The following is a 17475-nucleotide window of genomic DNA, read 5'->3' as shown; positions in this document are numbered from 1 at the left end:
AACATTACACGCAGATTTGGTATCTTTATTGATCATACCACAAAAAATAAATTATGAAATTTAATATCTTAACCCTCGGAGTATTATCACTAATCATTTTTTCATGTGATAAATCAAACAAAACATCACAATCTGTAAATAAAAACACAGACAGCCTGTCTGTAATTACTAAAACTGACAGCCTTTCTTCTCAATCTACATCACCTGAAAATATTCCGGTGAAAGAAATGAACGAAAAATTTACACTAATTAAAAAATCAAAACAGACTCCCGGCGATATTAATAAAGCTGACATCGATAAACTCTCTGAGCCTTTAAAAGCAATCGCAGCATTATACAGCGGATTGGGAGGTTCAAATTGTAGTGGAGAAAATTGTGAACTTACCACTGCCCTAGGTTTAGGAAAACAAGGATCACAAGCACAAAAAGATCTGGTGAAAAAATGGTTTTCAAATAATAAAGCAGCGGAACAGTTAATCAGTCAGGATTTTTACCAAAGTCCTAATACAGCTTCAAATTTTTCAGATTATGAATATCTTACTTTTGAACAAAATGGTGATACAATAACTGTTAATTATGATCTTTTGATATACAATCACGGACAAAGTACCAACATCAAAGGTCCGGACAAATATGTCATCAAAGGAAATATCATAGAAACAGTCAACAGAAATATCTGGAAAGACGTTAAATAACAGCATATCAAAACATAAAGTCATTTTACAGCCCTGTAAAATGGCTTTTTTGTTTTATATTAATATCAACTAATTACAAACTATGAAAAAAAATATCGCCCTAATTTTTGCACTGATTGGCTGGTTTTCTTTAATTGCTCAATATTATTTACACATAGAAAATAGGACAAGTTCTATTCTGGAAGCCAACTTTAGATTTTTCACTTATTTTACGATACTGGTTAATTTAGTTGTCACCATTTACTTCACAAGTACAGTTTTCAAAAAGCAGGAAGTTGAGGAAAAAAGTTTAGGATATTTAACAGCAATTACGGTCTATATTACTATTGTGGGAGCCACTTATCAAATCATACTGAGAGGAACTTGGCAGCCGACAGGTCTACAAAGAATCGTTGATGAATTACTACACAGCGTAATGCCTGTTCTCACGATAATTTTCTGGTATTTATTTGAAAATAAAACCAATGTAAAATACAGTCAAATTTTAAAATGGGCTATATTTCCGATCGTTTATCTTATCATTATGTTAATCAGAGGGAATTTTTCAGGATTTTATCCTTATCCTTTTGTGGATGTTACTGCTTTAGGTTTAAAAAAGGTTTTAATTAATTCTTTGTTTGTTACGATCTTATTTTTCATTATATCATTTTTATATATCAGGATCGGAAAAGCTTTGAAAAAATAATTGTCCACTTGCAGATTAATATGATGTTTCACCAAAAATTTCCAAAATACATTTATTAAACTTACATTTGTAGGAATGGAAGAATTCGTAGTTTTGGTAAATCCGGCGGATGAAGTTTTAGGCTTAATGGAAAAGCAGCAGGCTCACATTAATGGCTTGCTACACCGCGCATTTTCCGTTTTTTTATTTAATTCTAAAGGTGAGATGCTTTTACAGAAAAGAGCATCAGAAAAATACCACTCTCCCAACCAATGGACCAACGCAGTCTGCTCACATCCCAGAAATGGCGAAAGTTATTTGGAAGGCGCAAAACGCAGGGTAAAAGAAGAATTGGGGATAGACACCGAACTTTCAGAAAAATTTAATTTTATTTATAAAGCAGATGTTGGCGGTGGACTTTGGGAACATGAGCTTGACCACGTTTTTGTAGGAAACTACGAATCTGATTTTAATTTAAATAAAAGCGAAGTTGAAGAAGTGAGATACATTTCATTGGAAGATCTCAACAAAGAAATAGCCGAAAATCCTGAAAATTTCACAGAATGGTTTAAAATCATTCTTGAAGAATATAAAGACAATTTAAAATGATCAAAAAATCAATATTAATCATAACATTACTGTTGGGATTTTTTTCGTTTGCTCAAAAGCAGAAGATTTATGACGCTCCAAATTACTCCATCAATCTTCCTGACGGCTGGAAAGCAATGAATGAAGGCGATATCGTCAACATTTTCCCGACCAACGAAATTGGCGCGATCACGATCTCAGAATATCATGATCTCAACCTTCCAAAAGCAGGAACAAAAAAATTCATTCTTGCTCTTTACAAATCGAGTGATGATGAAAGCAAAATAAAAAGTAAGAACGGTAAGAAAGGATATACTGAATATTTTTACGAATATTTGGATGAAAAAGAAAAATTATTCTGGATCACCAAAGTTTTTCAAAAAGATAAAGATCTGTATATTGTTTCCATCAACTGTGGTCAGAAATACTGGAACGGAAATTACATGACCCTTTTTAATGATACTTTTAACAGTTTTAAAATAAAGAAATAGAAATAAATATGAAGAAAACAGCCTTGTACGACAAACACGCTTCTCTGGGAGCGAAAATAGTACCTTTCGCAGGTTTTGAAATGCCTGTACAATATTCCGGAGTTACAGAAGAGCATTTTGCGGTAAGAGAAAAAGCAGGATTATTCGACGTATCTCACATGGGACAATTTTTCGTTGAAGGTCCCGGAGCTAAAGATCTTCTGCAATTGGTTACAACCAACAACGTAGATGCTTTAGAGAACGGAAAAGCTCAATATACTTGTCTTCCAAACGAAAATGGAGGAATTGTAGATGATCTTATCGTTTACAAAATGGAAGATGAAAAGTATTTCGTGGTTGTAAATGCTTCAAACATTGAAAAAGACTGGAATCACATCGTAAAATACAACAATTTTGATGCTGTATTGACGAATGCTTCTGATGATATGTCGTTATTGGCAATTCAGGGGCCGAAAGCTACTGAAATTCTTCAAAAACTGACAGATACAAACCTTTCTGAGATTCCTTACTACAACTTCACAGTTGGATCTGTAGCAGGTGTAAATGATGTCATTATTTCTAACACAGGTTATACGGGAAGCGGTGGTTTTGAGATTTATTTCCAAAATGAAAGCGCTGAAAAATTGTGGGACGAGATCATTAAAGCCGGAGAATCTGAAGGAATTATTCCTTGTGGATTGGCTGCCAGAGATACTTTGAGACTTGAAAAAGGATTCTGTCTTTACGGAATGGATATCGATGATACTACTTCTCCAATTGAAGCAGGATTAGGATGGATCACAAAATTTGATAAAGATTTCGTGTCTAAAGATTTTTTCGCAAAACAAAAAGAAGAAGGTATTACAAGAAAATTAGTAGGTTTTGAACTTCAGGATAAAGGTGTTCCAAGACACGACTATCCTGTTGTAGATGCTGAAGGAAACGTGATCGGGAAAGTAACTTCCGGAACTCAGTCTCCAATGAAGAAGATCGGTTTAGGATTGGCTTATGTTGACAAGCCTCACTTCAAACTAGGTTCAGAGATCTTTATTCAGGTAAGAAATAAAAACATCCCTGCAAAAGTGGTGAAAACTCCTTTTGTATAATTAAAAGATATGCTTAATAATAAAAACCGCAGAAAGCTCTGCGGTTTTTTTGTTTTTTATTTTCTATAAAATACATTGCAAATTTTAAGATTAAGATGTTTATTTAAACTCTTAATTAAAAAATTAATCTTTTTCACAAGAAAATTGCTGTCAGTCTGAGAGACTGACATTATTTAGGTGCATGCTGAAAACAATAATCGTTTCCTATTTGAGTATCATATTTGCATCTCGTTCCCCTTTTTGTGGTTCCGAGACAACGATTTCCTTTATTGGTTCCGTTTACTTTTTTAGGTTTAGAAACAATTCCATACACAGATGGTCTTGGCGGATGACATTTTTTGCAAGGTTCCAAACCCATTTTCACTGCCTGAGCCACATCAAGATGTGAAGAAAAATTATTAACCATTTTACAGGTAGACAGATGATATTTTGCCCCTGAAGGTATTTTATAAACCGTTTGCCCACTCAGGCTAAACGAAATAAAAATCAATATGGAAACCAAATACTTCATTGAAATTCTTATCTAATCAGAACAGCAAATGATGATGTAATGATATTAGTTTGAGTGAAAATGATCTCTCAATTCTCCAATATTTTTTTTATCATTTCCGATAAAGATCTCTTTATCAGTAAGGAATACAGGACGTCTAAGGAACGTATAATGATCAAGCAAAAGCTCCTTAAAATCTTCCTCTCCCAACGTTTTCAGATCTAGCTCTCTCAATTTGATCTGAGTAGATTTTTTACTGAATAATTCTTCGTAAGATCCTGCAATTTTATGCATCGCTTCTAATTCTTCAATCGTTATAGGCTCTTTTTTGATCTCACGAAGTTCCCAATCTTTAAGACTAAACTGTGCTAATATTTTTCTACAAGTGTCACATGTATTAAGATAAAATACTTTTTTCATTTATTTTTTTAAGTTATTTTTTGTTAAATGAAACTCTTACGAAAGTTCCAACCTCCAAAAGTATGATTTAATCTGCCATTTTAAGAATTATTAAATACCTTTATTAAAATTTTATAATAATGGATAACAAGCCAATCACTTTTCAGTTTATTTCTGAGCCTTCAGATGTTAATTATGGAGGGAATGTTCACGGAGGAAGTGTAATGAAGTGGATCGACCAAGCCGGATACGCTTGCGCAACCACATGGAGCGGAAATTATTCCGTAACAGTGTATGTTGGCGGAATACGTTTCTATGAACCTATCAAAATCGGGGAAATTGTAAAGGTGGAAGCACAAGTAATTTACACAGGTTCTTCAAGTATGCATATTTCGATCAATGTTTTCTCAAGAAACTTAAAACAGCCTACTTTCGATAAGAAAACACACTGTATCATTGTTTTTGTGGCGGTAGATGAGAACGGGAAAAAACTTCCTGTCCCAAAATGGGTTCCTGAAACTGAACACGAAAAACAGCAGGAACAATATGCAAAACGCCTGATGGATCTCAGAACGCAGATCGAAGATGAAATGAAACCTTTTTTATAGTTTGCTAGAAAATGCTTAGAAAAGATTTCATACAACTTTCTTCATTTGGACTTTTAGGATTATTTTCCTGCGGAATTCCTCTTGTTAAAACGAATAAAAAACCATTGGCAATACAACTTTACACCATTCGTGATGCAATTTCAGATGATCTGGAAAAGGCTTTGGAAAAACTTGCAGCTTTAGGCTTTCAAGACTTGGAAATTTATGGTTACAACGGAACTTTTTTTGGAAAAAGCAGAGCCGAATTTCAGTCTATTCTAAAAAATACTGGACTAAAAGTTATCAGTTCGCATCATACAACAGGAATTCTTCATCATGAAAAAGGAACATTATTACACAATTGGGAAAAATCGGTTGAAGATTTACAGTTCATCGGCTCAAAATACATAGTCTGTTCTTATCTTTTTGATGAAGAAAGAACCATCGAAAACTATAAAAAGTTGCCCGAATTATTTGAAAAATGTGGAGAAACAACTAAAAAAAGCGGAATTAAGTTTGCGTATCACAACCATGATTTTGAGTTTGAAAAATTCGATGAAAATCAAAGTGTGTATGATTTTATTTTAAATCAAACTTCATCCGATCTTGTGAAAATGGAACTCGATCTTTACTGGATCTCGAAAGCTGGGCTTGATCCTTTATTGTATTTTGAAAAATATCCCAACCGTTTTCCTTTGTGGCACGTGAAAGACATGAAAAAGGATACAAAAGATTTTGCTGAAATAGGAAACGGAATTATTGATTTTAAAAGAATTTTTGAAGCCCGAGAAAAAGCAGGCTTAAAACACTGGTTTGTTGAGCAGGATTCGAGTGATAAAGATATTTTTGAAAGCATTAAAATGAGCAGAGATTATATCCATAATCACAATTTTTTCTTTAAATAAATTCCCGATATGTTTGATTACAGATTAAAAGTTTTCCATACCGTTGCTTCCAGACTGAGCTTTACAAGAGCTTCGGAAGAGCTGAATATTTCTCAGCCTGCCGTAACCAAACATATTAAAGAAATTGAAAATCAACTCAATACCAAACTTTTTGACAGAAAAGGAACTTCCATCCAAATAACTCAAAGCGGAAAAATTTTATACGAATATGCAGAAAAGATCAGAAATATTTATCGTGATCTGGAGTTTGAGATTAATCAAATCAATCAGCAGCACAAAGGAAAACTCATTATTGGGGCAAGTACAACGATTGCTCAATATATTTTACCTGAAATTCTGGCGAAATTTAATTCTTATTATAAAGACATCAAGATCGAACTGATTACTCATAACACAGAAAGTATTTCCGCGCTTTTGAAAAATGGTAAGATCGATCTAGGCATCATTGAAGGAGAATCTCAGTCTTCTTATTTTGAATATAGACCTTTTAAAGCCGATGAAATTGTACTTGTTGCCAAAACCAATCATCCTTTAGCCAACAAAACCTTAAGTCTGAAAGATTTATATAATTTAGATTTAATTTTTCGTGAACAAGGCTCCGGAACACAGGAATTTATTCAAAATCGTTTAAAAGAAAAAGGAATTAATATTGATGATTTGAAAACCGTCATTCAATTGGGAAGCAGCGAAAGTATTAAAAATTACCTTTTACACTCGGACTGTCTTGCTTTCTTATCCATCAGCACTATCTTAAACGAATTGAAAAACAACATCTTAACTATCATTGATATTAAAAATTTCAGTATCGAAAGGAACTTCCATTTTATACTTCCAAAAGGTGAACAATCTGAATTGATTCAACTGTTTTTAAAATTCATTAGTTATAACTAAAAGTTATCATTAATAACAAAATACGATTTACATCGTAATAATATATTGTGGAATTTTGAAGCATGATTTCAAGACTTTACAATATGAAGAATTTCATTCAAAATGAAACTTCGCAGAGAATAATTTTCGTTGGATTGGCAATACTTTGTCTGATCCCATTTGTTTCATCTCCGATCGCTTTGGCTTTAGGAATTATTTTAGCTGTTTTTATAGGCAATCCGTTTGAAAAAAATTTGCATCAATATATTCATCTGTTATTGCAGATCTCCATTGTAGGATTAGGTTTCGGATTAAAATTAAATGAAGCCTTACAAGCCGGAAAAACAGGATTGGTTTTAACAGTCATCAGTATTGCAACCGTCATGATTTTAGGATATTTTTTAGGAAAAATCTTTAAGCTGGATAAATCATTATCTTATTTAATTTCTGTCGGAACCGCGATCTGTGGCGGAAGCGCTATTGCTGCAACCTCTCCAATCATCAAACCTAGTACGAAGCAAATTTCGTTGGCTCTTGCCATTATTTTTACATTAAATTCTGTCGCACTTTTTGTGTATCCTCCGATCGGACATTTTCTGAATCTCTCACAAGAGCAATTCGGGCTGTGGTGCGCCGTTGGAATTCATGATACGAGTTCTGTTGTAGGAGCAGCAAGTAAATATGGAAATGAGGCTTTAAAAATGGCCACAACGGTAAAGTTGGCTCGTGCTTTATGGATTATTCCGGTATCAATTATGACGATGTTTATTTTTAAAAATAAAGAATCGAAAATTAAAATCCCTTATTTCATCGGCTACTTTATTCTTGCGATTTTACTGAATACCTATTTTCCTTTTTTTGAAAGTTTTGGTTCTGTAATAACTGTTTTAGCAAAATCCGGGTTGAATCTTACGCTGTTCTTCATTGGTTCTACCCTATCCCTTCAAACATTAAAAACAATTGGGATAAAGCCTTTGGCGGTTGCTATCATGCTCTGGATCACCATAAGTGTGGGTAGTTTATTGTATATCATCCATTAAAAATACAAAAGCCTTTTGGAAAATTCCAGAAGGCTCTTGCGTATTAAATGTGGAAATGTTTATTTCTTGTTGAAATAATTCTAAAAATTGCTTAGCAAGTAATTACCTGCGGACAACCGATATATTGTGAGCAATATTTAGGTCCTGTCACTGCTCCTGTGCAGCTACATCCGCAAAGCGATAAATCCGGAGTTCCTATTTTACCGATTCCTCCGATGATGTTTTTAAGATCATCTTTTCTTAATTTCTTGGCGTTTTTTAAAATGTTGTTTGACATGTGATTTGGTTTTGAAGTTAACAATATAGTTTAATCATCTCAAAGTTAAACAAAAATATATTATTTGCAACATAATTTATTTTTTATTTAATAATCCATTGATATCAATTGAATTACTATTTAAATAACGATAAAAATAGAGAAATATTATTTAAACACCTTATTCTGTAAAATCCAAATCTTTGTCGTGCGTCTCGGAAATCGTCAATGCAGAATACAGTGCCAAAGCAAAAACAATGACACCGACAATCGCAGCACTAACGATCACTGAAAAATTATTTTTAAAAAGATCAAAAGCCAAAATCATGACCGGAACCAACCCTCTTACCATATTCGGAACCGTAGTTGTCGCCGTATTTCTGATATTCGTTCCGAACTGTTCTGCCGCTAATGTCACAAACATCGCCCAATATCCGGTTCCTAAACCAAGCCAGACGCAGAAAAGGTAATATTTTGTTTCGGTATCCGTATTTCCGAAGAGCATAATTGCAACGCCGAGCAAAGTGAACATCAGCATGTAGAAAATAGCCATTTTACGAGATTTTAATGCGTGAGAAATAAATCCACTCGCTAAATCTCCAACGGAAATACCTACATACGCCCACATTATCGCTTTTCCCGGGTTGAGATCTTTAATTCCGAATTCAGGGGCAAATTGGTTCGCTAACACAGCTAGAATCCCGATGCAATACCAAGTTGGCAACCCGACAGCGATACATTTTATATATCTTATGAACCGATCTTTATTAGTGAAGAAAGAGAGAAAATTTCCCTTGGAAACAGATTTCATCTCAATATTTTTATAAATACCCGATTCTGAAACACTTATTCTTAAAAATAAAAGCATAATTCCGAGAACTCCACCGATGATGTAAGAAATATTCCAACCTCCGGCTAATTCTACGGTTAATTGAGCTACCACAGCTCCCATTAATCCAAAACCGGCCACGACTGAAGTTCCGATCGCTCTTAAACTCTTTGGTAAGCTTTCAGAAACCAGTGTAATTCCCGCTCCAAGTTCGCCGGCAAGCCCAATTCCTGCGATGAATCTTAATCCGGCATAAGAATACACCAAATGCTCTTTTGGAAAATGTGGTAAAAATCCACAGGCAATATTCGCTAAAGAATATACCAAGATCGATCCGAACAATACAGATAATCGTCCTTTTTTATCTCCGAAAACACCCCAGAAAATACCTCCGATTAACAATCCAATCATTTGACAATTGAGGATGAAAGTCCCGTCTACATCAGGATTTAAGCCTAAAGCCTTTAAACTCGGAATTCTAACGATCCCAAATAAAAGCAGATCATAAATATCCACAAAATAGCCAAGAGCAGCAATGATTACGGGAATAGAAAAAATGTACTTCAGTTTTGAAGATAATGACAGTTCTTGCATTTTTAAATTTTGATAAAAATAAAAAACCTTTCAATTTCTTGAAAGGTTTTTATAAAATATCTTTGATCGATTATTATCTTGCAATATTCACAGCTCTCGTTTCTCTGATTACTGTTACTTTTACCTGTCCAGGATAGGTTAATTCGTTCTGGATTTTTTCAGAAATGTCGTAAGATAACTGAGAAGCGATTTCGTCATTTACTCTTCCGCTTTCTACCATTACTCTCAACTCTCTACCCGCCTGGATCGCATAAGCACTTGAAACTCCTTCAAAACTTAACGCTGCAGCTTCAAGATCTTTCAATCTTTGGATGTAAGATTCAAGAACCTGTCTTCTTGCTCCCGGTCTTGCTCCTGAAATAGCATCTGCAACCTGAATGATTGGAGATAATAAAGATGTCATTTCTACCTCGTCGTGGTGAGCTCCAATTGCATTGATAACTTCTGCATTTTCACCGTATTTTTCAGCCCACTGCATCCCTAATAAAGCGTGAGGAAGTTCAGACTCCTGCTCCGGAACTTTACCGATATCATGTAATAGACCAGCTCTTTTTGCTAATTTTACATTTAATCCTAGTTCAGCAGCCATTGTTGCAGCGATATTTGCTACCTCTCTAGAGTGCTGTAATAAGTTTTGTCCGTAAGAAGAACGGTATTTCATTCTACCAACAATCTTGATCAATTCCGGGTGTAAACCGTGGATTCCTAAATCAATGATGGTTCTCTTACCAACTTCAATAATTTCCTCTTCGATTTGTTTTCTTGTTTTTTCAACAACTTCTTCAATCCTTGCAGGGTGAATTCTACCGTCTGTTACCAATCTGTGAAGTGATAATCTTGCAATCTCTCTTCTTACAGGATCGAAACATGAAAGAAGAATAGCTTCCGGCGTATCATCAACGATGATTTCAACGCCTGTTATCGCTTCTAAAGCACGAATATTTCTACCTTCTCTACCGATAATTCTACCTTTTACTTCATCAGATTCAATATTGAAAACTGATACTGAATTTTCGATAGCCTGTTCAGTTCCGATTCTTTGGATCGTTTGTATAACGATTTTTCTCGCTTCACCTTTAGCATTCAACTGAGCTTCTTCCATGATGCTCTGAACGTGAGCCTGAGCTCTTGTTTTAGCTTCAGCTTTCATTGATTCTACCAATTCAGCTTTAGCTTCTTCTGCTGTGTAGTTGGATATTTTTTCAAGAATTTCAACTTTTTTAGAAGTAACTACGTCTAATTCTTGTTGTTTTTTATCTAGAATTTCGGTTTTCTTGGCATAATCAGCGATCTGTCTGTCCAAGTCTTTTTCAAGCTTCCCTGCTTTGCTAAGCTCGTCATTAAGCTTATTTTCTTTGTCTTTGATCCTTTTTTCACCCTCCTGCATTTTCTTCTCTCTCGATTGGATATCTGCGTCATGCTGAGATTTTAATTCAAGGAATTTTTCTTTAGCCTGAAGGTTCTTTTCTTTTTTTATCGATTCGGCTTGTACGTTAGCTTTTTCTATAAGGTTTTCGGCATTTTTCTGTGCATCATCTATAATAAATTTTGCTTTAGTATTCAGTGAGCTTTTAGAGAAAAGCATTCCCAGCACTGCACCAACTACTAAACAAATAACGCCGACTATAATGGCTGTTGTCATATATTGAGTTTTAATTGTCTATGTTAATATTAAAATAAAAAAGCCTACAATAATCCAGTGATATAGAGTAAACTCCTAATCAACACGATTTGAACTGATCTCCACTGTCTGTAATCCGGATAACCGGCGCGCCATTCGATGGATGTTTGTTCGGTAATTTTTTAGCGTTGAGTTTACCTTTAATGTGTTAGAATTATTGTAGGCAGGTTTTCTGGAAAAAAAAATCTATTTTCCAATTTCATTCAACGATTGATTAATGCTTACTAATCTTTCGTTGGTTGAATTTATATTTTTTTCGTAGTTCAGAGATACCACTTCAGCATTTGTTCCCAATTTCAGGGCACACATCGCCAAAGCATCTTGTTTATCTCTTACATCGAAGTTTTGTTCAAAATCTTTAATCATATTCTCAATTTGCTTCCCCACTTTGCGCAAAGTTTCTTCTTCTGCTGCGGGCACATTCAGCGGATACACTCTTCCTGCGATATTGATGGTTATTCTTCTTACCTCCATTATAATCCACTGTTTTGAAGCTGAGCAATACAGAAATCTACCTCTTTTACCAATCTGTTGATGTGATTTTTCATTAACCTATTGTGTTCAGGGTTTCCTGATATTGCTGAATAAAGTTTTATATTTTTTTGTTCTTCTGCTAATACCTGATTTTTTTTTCTCTCTTCGTCGTATTTCTTCTTCAATTCTTCATGCTCTGTATTTAGTTCTGTTAATCTTTCATTAAGATTTTGATAGTTCTTTTGTAAATTCAAAATCTTTTTCTCTAATTCTGAAAAATTGTTTTCTAAATCTTGAAGCATTTCAGGTTTCTATATTCTAACTATTAGCAAAAATAAAAAAATAATGACAGTAACAAAAATAAAAGTCCCTATATTTTGATTTTCCAACAAAAAAGGAGATGTAACACACCTCCTTTATATTTTTTAAGCTTATTTTTCTTATTCAAATTTCAATACAAAGAATACAGCTCTTGTTTGTAGTGTAGACATTGCAGCCGTCCAATAAGGAGGTGTATTGGCATTATCTGCCACCAACTCGTTGTTCATGATGAATGTTCCTCTAATCGCGGGAGTCAATTTAAATTTATTGAAATAAAACTGAATACCCATCTCAGCAGACCATGCAAAGTTATGCGTTGTAGATCTGAACACTTGTTGCAAGTTATCATCCGTAGAATCAGAATTAGACTGTAAATTTACAATATAGTTCACACCGGCAGCAACGTAAGGTCTTGAATTATACCATCTTTGACCATGAAGTTCCAACATTACAGGGATATCCACCAAAGTAGATTTAATCTGTCTTGTTTTGTCTTTATCATTCAACGGAATTGGAATAAAAGGTGAATTCGTCAAAGTTCCTGCAGCGTACTGGTCGTTTGACTGTGTATTAAAAGTTAATTCCCTCTGAGCAAATTGCAAGCCTGGTTCAACTTTAAGATCTAAATAATCGTTAAGTCTCCATTTTGCGATCAATCCCGCCCCGAAACTTTTACTATTTTTAGATGAAACAAGATTTTGGTTTCCGTCCATACCGTATCTTGGATTAAGAACTATACGGTAGTCTACTATATTACCATTTAAATAAAACCCCCAACTGAATACCTGCTGGTCGAAATCTTCCAACTTGTCCATTCTGTTTCGGGTTCTAAATTGCGCGTCTGCAAAAACAGCAATATTTACTGAGGCTAAAACCAGTGCTTTTAATAGAAATTTATTCATAGGTTACTTTGTTGCTTTATAAATTGTGGCTATACCTAAACTTAGTTTTTTATATTCAACTTTTTTAAATCCTGTATCTAAAAGAATCTGTCTCATCTTTTCCCCGAAAGGAAAAGCATTCACAGAATCCGGAAGGTATGTGTATGCCCTATTATCTTTAGAAACCAGTCTGCCGATGGCAGGTAATATATTTTTGAAATAAAACATATAAAATGGTGCTAAAAACCCCTCAACCTTTGAAAACTCCAGTATGTAAACACTCTTGTTATCCTTTACTACCCTTCTTAACTCTGCCAAACCTTTGGTAAGGTTCTCAAAATTCCTTACTCCAAATGCAACGGAAACAGCATCGAATCTATTGTCCTCGAAAGGTAAATTTTCTGCATCCCCTTTTTGCATGGAAATTTTGCCGTCTAATTTAAGTTTTTTTATTTTAATAACGCCAACATTTAACATTTGTTGCGATAAATCCAAACCAATTACTTTAGCACCGGTTCCTTTTTCAATGGTAATTGCCAGATCTCCCGTTCCAGTAGCCACATCCAGCACTTCCTGCGGGTTATCTTTTTTCATCATATTCACCAATGTATTTCTCCATAAAACATCAATTTTCATGGATAAAACATGATTCAAAAGATCATATTTCGGTGCAATATTGTCGAACATATCCTCTACCTGGCTTTTCTTTGTAGCCTCAGAGTTGTAGGGCGTCACTTTGTTGATATCGTTTGTCAAAACTTGTAATATTCTTTATAATAATTAAGGAAATCTTGTTTTCTGAAGATCTTTGATCTTGATTCTACCTGTTGGATGTTTTTGATCATTTTGTCATAATCTTCATCCACATTGTAGTAAAAATCTTCTGTATAAAGCTTATTGAAGCGTTTTGGCGCTCCAAAATACTGTTTTCCGTCTATAACGGTCTTATCCAGTGCCAAAAGTAATGAATCTTTTTTAAGATTGTATCCATAATATTGACGATTAACATAATAATCTTCATGAGCAATATTCAAAAGCCCACGAATTTTATTCACTTCAAATGCAGAATCATAGAGTAATTTCTTATTCTGATCAAAAACTTTAATAGCATTTTTACCCTGTTTAAGATCTACATGCACAAACTGTCCTGCAGAAATAATTCCTTCGGAACCGTTGTTGATCTTGTAATAATAGGTATTGGGAGTCGGATTATCTACTAAGTAATAATTTTTCTTAGCTAAAAAGAAGAAGTAAATCCCAAAGGCCATCATAAACACCACAACAGCAATCGCTAAACCTTTTAAAGATGGATTATTTTTCATAGATTGTAAAGTACAATTTTTGCAAATTTAATAATATTTTTAATTCTTTCTTATTAATATTAATTATTAACTTTGCGTCTTTAAAAAAAATCATTTAAACGAATGCCGAATACGATCATTATTGGTTCCGGATCTTATATTCCTAATAGAATTATTGGTAGAGACTATTTCATGGATGCTGAGTTCTATACGGATGAAGGTGAAAAAATAGAAAAACCTGCAGAAGAAATCATCTCAAAATTTGTAGAAATTACAGAAATTGAAGAACGTAGATATATTGAAGACGATAATTCTAACTCAAGGATTGGTTACGAGGCATCCAAAATTGCCATTGAAGATGCAAAAGTAAATCCCGAGGAAATTGATTACATCATTTACGCTAGTAATTTTGGTGAGGTGAGTACAGCTGGTCTTGTGAATTTCATGCCAACAATGGCAGCGAGAGTAAAAAACCACTTAGGCATCAGAAACAGAAAGTGCATTACTTATGACATGATTTTCGGATGTCCGGGATGGGTGGAAGCAATGATTTTGGCTGATAATTTAATTAAAGCTAACGTTGCCAAGACGATCCTTGTTGTTGGTAGCGAGACCTTGAGCCGCGTTACAGATCCTTACGACAGAAATAAAATGATTTTTGCAGATGGAGCCGGAGCAGTTGTTGTAACAGCTACTGAAGAAGAAAATGTAGGAATCATTAACCACAATACAATTTGTGATAACGGTCCTGAACTCGATTATTTAGTAAGCGGAGGATCTCTTAACAAAGAAGCGAATCAAGAAAAATTCTATATCAGAATGCTTGGGAGAAAAATTTATGAGTACGCTCTTAAAAATGTTCCCGTAGCGATCAAAGAAACAATTGATGATGCCGGACTTTCTATTGAAGATATCGACAAAGTATTGATCCACCAGGCAAATGCTAAAATGGATTACGCGATGATAGAGAGACTTCACAGGCTTTATAATGTAAAAAATTACGACCATTCTATCTCTCCTATGACGATCCAGAAGTTTGGAAATTCTTCTGTAGCAACAATTCCTACATTATTTGATTTAATAATTAAAGGAAAAATGGAGGGTCATTCGTTTAAAGATAAAGGTAACATTGTTATGGCTTCGGTTGGTGCCGGAATGAACATCAATGCTATCGTTTATAGATTTCCTTAAGAATATTTAATTAAAAAATATAAAAAGCACAGGGAAGTTATTCTTTGTGCTTTTTTTAAACATTATTATGCAAAGAAATTTTTTATTTATTGCCGCGATCTTCTTATTTTTAGAAGTTTATATCTATCAGGCAATAAGAACGTTAACAGATAATCTCTGGATAAGAATTGGGTATTGGGTAATATCTTTAGCGATATACGGATTCTTCGCTTATGAAGTTTCCCACTTCCAAAGATCAGACAGAAGTACGATGAGAGCACAAATCATGATCTCGCTATTTTTAATCTTTATTTTGCCTAAAATTTTCATCGTTCTGTTTTTATTGATTGATGATATTTTCAGAACAGGAGGTTATTTAATTGGACTAACGAGACCAACTGAGAACTTTTTCCCGGAAAGAAGAAAATTTCTAAGCATTATGGGACTTGGTCTTGGAGGTGTACTTTCAGCTTTGTTTATTGATGGAATTACATTCGGAAAATACCGCCATAAAGTAAGAAGAGTGAGAATAAATTTCACTAATCTTCCGAAAAGCTTTAAAGGATATAAAATCATACAAATCTCAGACGTTCATAGCGGAAGTTTCTCTGATCCAAGTAAATTGCAACATGCGATTGATTTAATTAATGAGCAAAATCCTGATCTAGTTTTATTTACAGGAGATATGGTAAATAATGTTGCAGATGAATTCAAACCGTTTATTCATTTATTTTCAAAAATTAAAGCGAAGGATGGTAAGTTTGCCGTACTCGGAAATCACGATTATGCAGATTATGTAACGTGGACTTCATTAGATGCCAAAAAGAAAAATCTTGATACACTAATCGATTACGAAAAACAAGCCGGTTTTGATATGCTTCGCAACGAGCATAGGATAATCGAGAAAAACGGCGAAAAAATCTACATTCTGGGAGTTGAAAACTGGGGATTAAAACCTTTCCCTCAATTTGGAAAGCTTGATGACGCCTTAAAAGGAGTTCCGGAATCAGCAACAAAAATATTAATGAGCCATGACCCTACTCATTTCGATTACGTGGTTAAAAAACACCCGATAGACGTTCATTTGACACTTTCTGGTCACACACACGGAATGCAGTTTGGATTGGATCTAAAAAACATAAAATGGTCACCTGTACAATATCGTTACCCAAAATGGGCTGATTTGTATGAAAGCGAAGGAAAAATGCTTTATGTAAACAGAGGATTCGGCGTTTTAGGTTATCCCGGAAGAGTTGGAGTTTTGCCGGAAATTACGCTTTTTGAATTGGCTTAAAATATTTAAAGTCCAGAGTTTTTACCTAAGCCCTAAAACCTAATTCCTGCAACCTATTAAAATATATAATCTTTCATACGAGAAGTGGCCATGTCATTCTCGTTGATCCAGGTAAGGAGGGCATCTAATTTGTCCTCCATTTTTCTGCCCGAAAATAAGCTTCTGTAATACGGAATATCAAACTGATATTTCTTGAAATCGGTGAACTGCCAGGAATTAAGATAGATCAAAACAAAGTCATCATTCTTCAATGTTTCAAAAACCATATTTCTATAATATTTCATCGGTAAGATCTGAAACATAAAATCATTATACGGCAATTGAAAGTAAGGAGAAATACTTTCAGGAATAATACTCAATCCGTCCTCTTCTGTGATTTCTGTATTTCTTTTTAGACGTTTAAACGGGAAAAGAATATTTGCATTATCGATATTGGAAACATAATTAAATTCCGACAATTTTAAACTTTCCTGAGGTTGCTTAAAATCTTTTTGGCGTATTCCGCGGATTTGTTTTTCGAGAAGATCCTGTGTATTTTTTTTTGCTTCCTCAATTTCCGGAAGACTGGAATTTTTATTATAAAAAGCAATTTCATGCCCTTGGGATGAAATTGCTTTTATCAGATTTTTAAGTTTTTCAGTAATGGAAATCTCAACAAAAAAACTTGCTTTCACATCATGAATATCTAAAATTCTAAGAATAGCTTTTGTATTATCTTCTGTAATTTTCAGTCTTTCTTCATCAGTGATTTGAAGGTCGTTTTTCACTCCTGCTTCAATATTTATAATGTTAAAAGTGAATAATATCATTTAAACTAAGTTTTAGATAACAATTCTATTTAATTAATAATCAGATGTTAA

The 17475-nt window shown here is 34.1% G+C and carries 22 protein-coding genes; 11 read left to right on the top strand and 11 right to left on the bottom strand.

What is annotated here, in order from left to right; genetic code table 11:
• Positions 1-53 precede the first annotated feature (53 nt).
• The 5 genes from EG348_RS15405 (at position 54) to gcvT (ending at position 3523) form a co-directional block, all read left to right on the top strand.
• Positions 54-695 carry a hypothetical protein gene (locus EG348_RS15405; RefSeq protein WP_123983880.1) on the top strand — a complete coding sequence of 214 codons (642 nt, stop codon included), beginning with the start codon at positions 54-56 and terminating at the stop codon, positions 693-695.
• A gap of 82 nt (positions 696-777) precedes the next feature.
• The gene (locus EG348_RS15400; protein ID WP_123983879.1) at positions 778-1380 is read left to right on the top strand and encodes a Pr6Pr family membrane protein; all 603 of its coding nucleotides are present in this window, start codon (positions 778-780) and stop codon (positions 1378-1380) included.
• Between the two features lie 75 nt (positions 1381-1455).
• Positions 1456-1968 carry an isopentenyl-diphosphate Delta-isomerase gene (gene idi, locus EG348_RS15395; protein WP_123983878.1) on the top strand — a complete coding sequence of 171 codons (513 nt, stop codon included), beginning with the start codon at positions 1456-1458 and terminating at the stop codon, positions 1966-1968.
• Positions 1965-2438: a hypothetical protein gene (locus EG348_RS15390; protein WP_123983877.1), complete on the top strand. Its 474-nt coding sequence runs from the start codon at positions 1965-1967 to the stop codon at positions 2436-2438. Before idi ends, EG348_RS15390 begins: the two co-directional genes overlap by 4 nt.
• Before the next feature lie 8 nt (positions 2439-2446).
• Positions 2447-3523, top strand: coding sequence for a glycine cleavage system aminomethyltransferase GcvT (gene gcvT / locus EG348_RS15385; RefSeq protein WP_123983876.1), 1077 nt, complete (start codon positions 2447-2449; stop codon positions 3521-3523).
• Positions 3524-3692: 169 nt separating this feature from the next.
• Here the strand turns inward: gcvT and EG348_RS15380 are convergent, their stop codons facing one another.
• Together EG348_RS15380 and EG348_RS15375 are read right to left on the bottom strand one after the other, a co-directional pair.
• Positions 3693-4034, bottom strand: coding sequence for a hypothetical protein (locus EG348_RS15380; RefSeq protein WP_123983875.1), 342 nt, complete (start codon positions 4032-4034; stop codon positions 3693-3695).
• 45 nt (positions 4035-4079) lie between these two features.
• The gene (locus EG348_RS15375; RefSeq protein WP_123983874.1) at positions 4080-4433 is read right to left on the bottom strand and encodes an arsenate reductase family protein; all 354 of its coding nucleotides are present in this window, start codon (positions 4431-4433) and stop codon (positions 4080-4082) included.
• Positions 4434-4552: 119 nt separating this feature from the next.
• Here EG348_RS15375 and EG348_RS15370 point away from each other — a divergent pair, with 119 nt between their 5' ends.
• The 4 genes from EG348_RS15370 to EG348_RS15355 all read left to right on the top strand — a co-directional run bounded on the left by EG348_RS15370 (position 4553) and on the right by EG348_RS15355 (position 7814).
• On the top strand, positions 4553-5020 hold the full coding sequence (locus EG348_RS15370) for an acyl-CoA thioesterase (protein WP_123983873.1): 468 nt from the start codon (positions 4553-4555) through the stop codon (positions 5018-5020).
• A gap of 11 nt (positions 5021-5031) precedes the next feature.
• Positions 5032-5904, top strand: a complete 873-nt coding sequence (locus EG348_RS15365) for a sugar phosphate isomerase/epimerase family protein (RefSeq protein ID WP_123983872.1) — start codon at positions 5032-5034, stop codon at positions 5902-5904.
• A gap of 9 nt (positions 5905-5913) precedes the next feature.
• Positions 5914-6795: a LysR family transcriptional regulator gene (locus EG348_RS15360; RefSeq protein ID WP_123983871.1), complete on the top strand. Its 882-nt coding sequence runs from the start codon at positions 5914-5916 to the stop codon at positions 6793-6795.
• Between the two features lie 83 nt (positions 6796-6878).
• Positions 6879-7814, top strand: coding sequence for a YeiH family protein (locus tag EG348_RS15355; RefSeq protein WP_228414756.1), 936 nt, complete (start codon positions 6879-6881; stop codon positions 7812-7814).
• Positions 7815-7905: 91 nt separating this feature from the next.
• Here the strand turns inward: EG348_RS15355 and EG348_RS15350 are convergent, their stop codons facing one another.
• From EG348_RS15350 to EG348_RS15315, 8 genes are all read right to left on the bottom strand, one after another.
• Positions 7906-8091 (bottom strand): hypothetical protein, encoded by a 186-nt coding sequence (locus EG348_RS15350; RefSeq protein WP_066759412.1) that lies wholly within the window; start codon positions 8089-8091, stop codon positions 7906-7908.
• 160 nt (positions 8092-8251) lie between these two features.
• Entirely contained in the window at positions 8252-9493 is a 1242-nt protein-coding gene (locus EG348_RS15345) for an MFS transporter (RefSeq protein WP_072411556.1), read from the bottom strand.
• A 73-nt stretch (positions 9494-9566) separates the two neighbouring features.
• Complete coding sequence (gene rny, locus EG348_RS15340; RefSeq protein WP_123983869.1) at positions 9567-11135, bottom strand: ribonuclease Y; 1569 nt, start codon at positions 11133-11135, stop codon at positions 9567-9569.
• Positions 11136-11360: 225 nt separating this feature from the next.
• On the bottom strand, positions 11361-11648 hold the full coding sequence (locus EG348_RS15335; protein WP_123983868.1) for a cell division protein ZapA: 288 nt from the start codon (positions 11646-11648) through the stop codon (positions 11361-11363).
• The gene (locus tag EG348_RS15330) at positions 11648-11950 is read right to left on the bottom strand and encodes a hypothetical protein (RefSeq protein WP_072411550.1); all 303 of its coding nucleotides are present in this window, start codon (positions 11948-11950) and stop codon (positions 11648-11650) included. The genes EG348_RS15335 and EG348_RS15330 overlap by 1 nt, the downstream gene beginning before the upstream one ends.
• 138 nt (positions 11951-12088) lie before the next feature.
• Entirely contained in the window at positions 12089-12871 is a 783-nt protein-coding gene (locus tag EG348_RS15325) for a porin family protein (RefSeq protein ID WP_123983867.1), read from the bottom strand.
• Positions 12872-12874: 3 nt separating this feature from the next.
• Positions 12875-13537, bottom strand: coding sequence for a bifunctional demethylmenaquinone methyltransferase/2-methoxy-6-polyprenyl-1,4-benzoquinol methylase UbiE (gene ubiE / locus EG348_RS15320; RefSeq protein ID WP_410494150.1), 663 nt, complete (start codon positions 13535-13537; stop codon positions 12875-12877).
• 65 nt (positions 13538-13602) lie between these two features.
• Positions 13603-14172, bottom strand: a complete 570-nt coding sequence (locus EG348_RS15315) for a hypothetical protein (RefSeq protein ID WP_072411544.1) — start codon at positions 14170-14172, stop codon at positions 13603-13605.
• A gap of 102 nt (positions 14173-14274) precedes the next feature.
• Here EG348_RS15315 and EG348_RS15310 point away from each other — a divergent pair, with 102 nt between their 5' ends.
• Positions 14275-15342 carry a 3-oxoacyl-ACP synthase III family protein gene (locus tag EG348_RS15310; protein WP_123983865.1) on the top strand — a complete coding sequence of 356 codons (1068 nt, stop codon included), beginning with the start codon at positions 14275-14277 and terminating at the stop codon, positions 15340-15342.
• 67 nt (positions 15343-15409) lie between these two features.
• On the top strand, positions 15410-16615 hold the full coding sequence (locus tag EG348_RS15305) for a metallophosphoesterase (protein WP_123983864.1): 1206 nt from the start codon (positions 15410-15412) through the stop codon (positions 16613-16615).
• 56 nt (positions 16616-16671) lie between these two features.
• Here EG348_RS15305 and EG348_RS15300 read toward each other — a convergent pair whose 3' ends face one another.
• Entirely contained in the window at positions 16672-17424 is a 753-nt protein-coding gene (locus EG348_RS15300; RefSeq protein WP_123983863.1) for a polysaccharide deacetylase family protein, read from the bottom strand.
• Between the last annotated feature and the right edge of the window lie 51 nt (positions 17425-17475).

This window comes from Chryseobacterium sp. G0201 (assembly GCF_003815655.1).
In the GTDB taxonomy this organism is placed as follows: domain Bacteria; phylum Bacteroidota; class Bacteroidia; order Flavobacteriales; family Weeksellaceae; genus Chryseobacterium.
This window is presented reverse-complemented; position numbering and strand designations above follow the sequence as displayed.

Excerpts from the sequence above, each read along its gene's own strand:
- EG348_RS15315 (WP_072411544.1), bottom strand. The coding sequence starts at position 14,172 with ATGAAAAATAATCCATCTTTAAAAGGTTTAGCGATTGCTGTTGTGGTG.
- EG348_RS15345 (WP_072411556.1), bottom strand. The coding sequence starts at position 9,493 with ATGCAAGAACTGTCATTATCTTCAAAACTGAAGTACATTTTTTCTATT.
- EG348_RS15390 (WP_123983877.1), top strand. The coding sequence starts at position 1,965 with ATGATCAAAAAATCAATATTAATCATAACATTACTGTTGGGATTTTTT.
- EG348_RS15360 (WP_123983871.1), top strand. The coding sequence starts at position 5,914 with ATGTTTGATTACAGATTAAAAGTTTTCCATACCGTTGCTTCCAGACTG.
- EG348_RS15325 (WP_123983867.1), bottom strand. The coding sequence starts at position 12,871 with ATGAATAAATTTCTATTAAAAGCACTGGTTTTAGCCTCAGTAAATATT.
- EG348_RS15350 (WP_066759412.1), bottom strand. The coding sequence starts at position 8,091 with ATGTCAAACAACATTTTAAAAAACGCCAAGAAATTAAGAAAAGATGAT.
- EG348_RS15330 (WP_072411550.1), bottom strand. The coding sequence starts at position 11,950 with ATGCTTCAAGATTTAGAAAACAATTTTTCAGAATTAGAGAAAAAGATT.
- idi (WP_123983878.1), top strand. The coding sequence starts at position 1,456 with ATGGAAGAATTCGTAGTTTTGGTAAATCCGGCGGATGAAGTTTTAGGC.
- EG348_RS15405 (WP_123983880.1), top strand. The coding sequence starts at position 54 with ATGAAATTTAATATCTTAACCCTCGGAGTATTATCACTAATCATTTTT.
- EG348_RS15370 (WP_123983873.1), top strand. The coding sequence starts at position 4,553 with ATGGATAACAAGCCAATCACTTTTCAGTTTATTTCTGAGCCTTCAGAT.
- EG348_RS15380 (WP_123983875.1), bottom strand. The coding sequence starts at position 4,034 with ATGAAGTATTTGGTTTCCATATTGATTTTTATTTCGTTTAGCCTGAGT.
- EG348_RS15335 (WP_123983868.1), bottom strand. The coding sequence starts at position 11,648 with ATGGAGGTAAGAAGAATAACCATCAATATCGCAGGAAGAGTGTATCCG.
- gcvT (WP_123983876.1), top strand. The coding sequence starts at position 2,447 with ATGAAGAAAACAGCCTTGTACGACAAACACGCTTCTCTGGGAGCGAAA.
- ubiE (WP_410494150.1), bottom strand. The coding sequence starts at position 13,537 with ATGTTCGACAATATTGCACCGAAATATGATCTTTTGAATCATGTTTTA.
- EG348_RS15375 (WP_123983874.1), bottom strand. The coding sequence starts at position 4,433 with ATGAAAAAAGTATTTTATCTTAATACATGTGACACTTGTAGAAAAATA.
- EG348_RS15365 (WP_123983872.1), top strand. The coding sequence starts at position 5,032 with ATGCTTAGAAAAGATTTCATACAACTTTCTTCATTTGGACTTTTAGGA.
- EG348_RS15305 (WP_123983864.1), top strand. The coding sequence starts at position 15,410 with ATGCAAAGAAATTTTTTATTTATTGCCGCGATCTTCTTATTTTTAGAA.
- EG348_RS15310 (WP_123983865.1), top strand. The coding sequence starts at position 14,275 with ATGCCGAATACGATCATTATTGGTTCCGGATCTTATATTCCTAATAGA.
- EG348_RS15300 (WP_123983863.1), bottom strand. The coding sequence starts at position 17,424 with ATGATATTATTCACTTTTAACATTATAAATATTGAAGCAGGAGTGAAA.
- rny (WP_123983869.1), bottom strand. The coding sequence starts at position 11,135 with ATGACAACAGCCATTATAGTCGGCGTTATTTGTTTAGTAGTTGGTGCA.
- EG348_RS15355 (WP_228414756.1), top strand. The coding sequence starts at position 6,879 with ATGAAGAATTTCATTCAAAATGAAACTTCGCAGAGAATAATTTTCGTT.
- EG348_RS15400 (WP_123983879.1), top strand. The coding sequence starts at position 778 with ATGAAAAAAAATATCGCCCTAATTTTTGCACTGATTGGCTGGTTTTCT.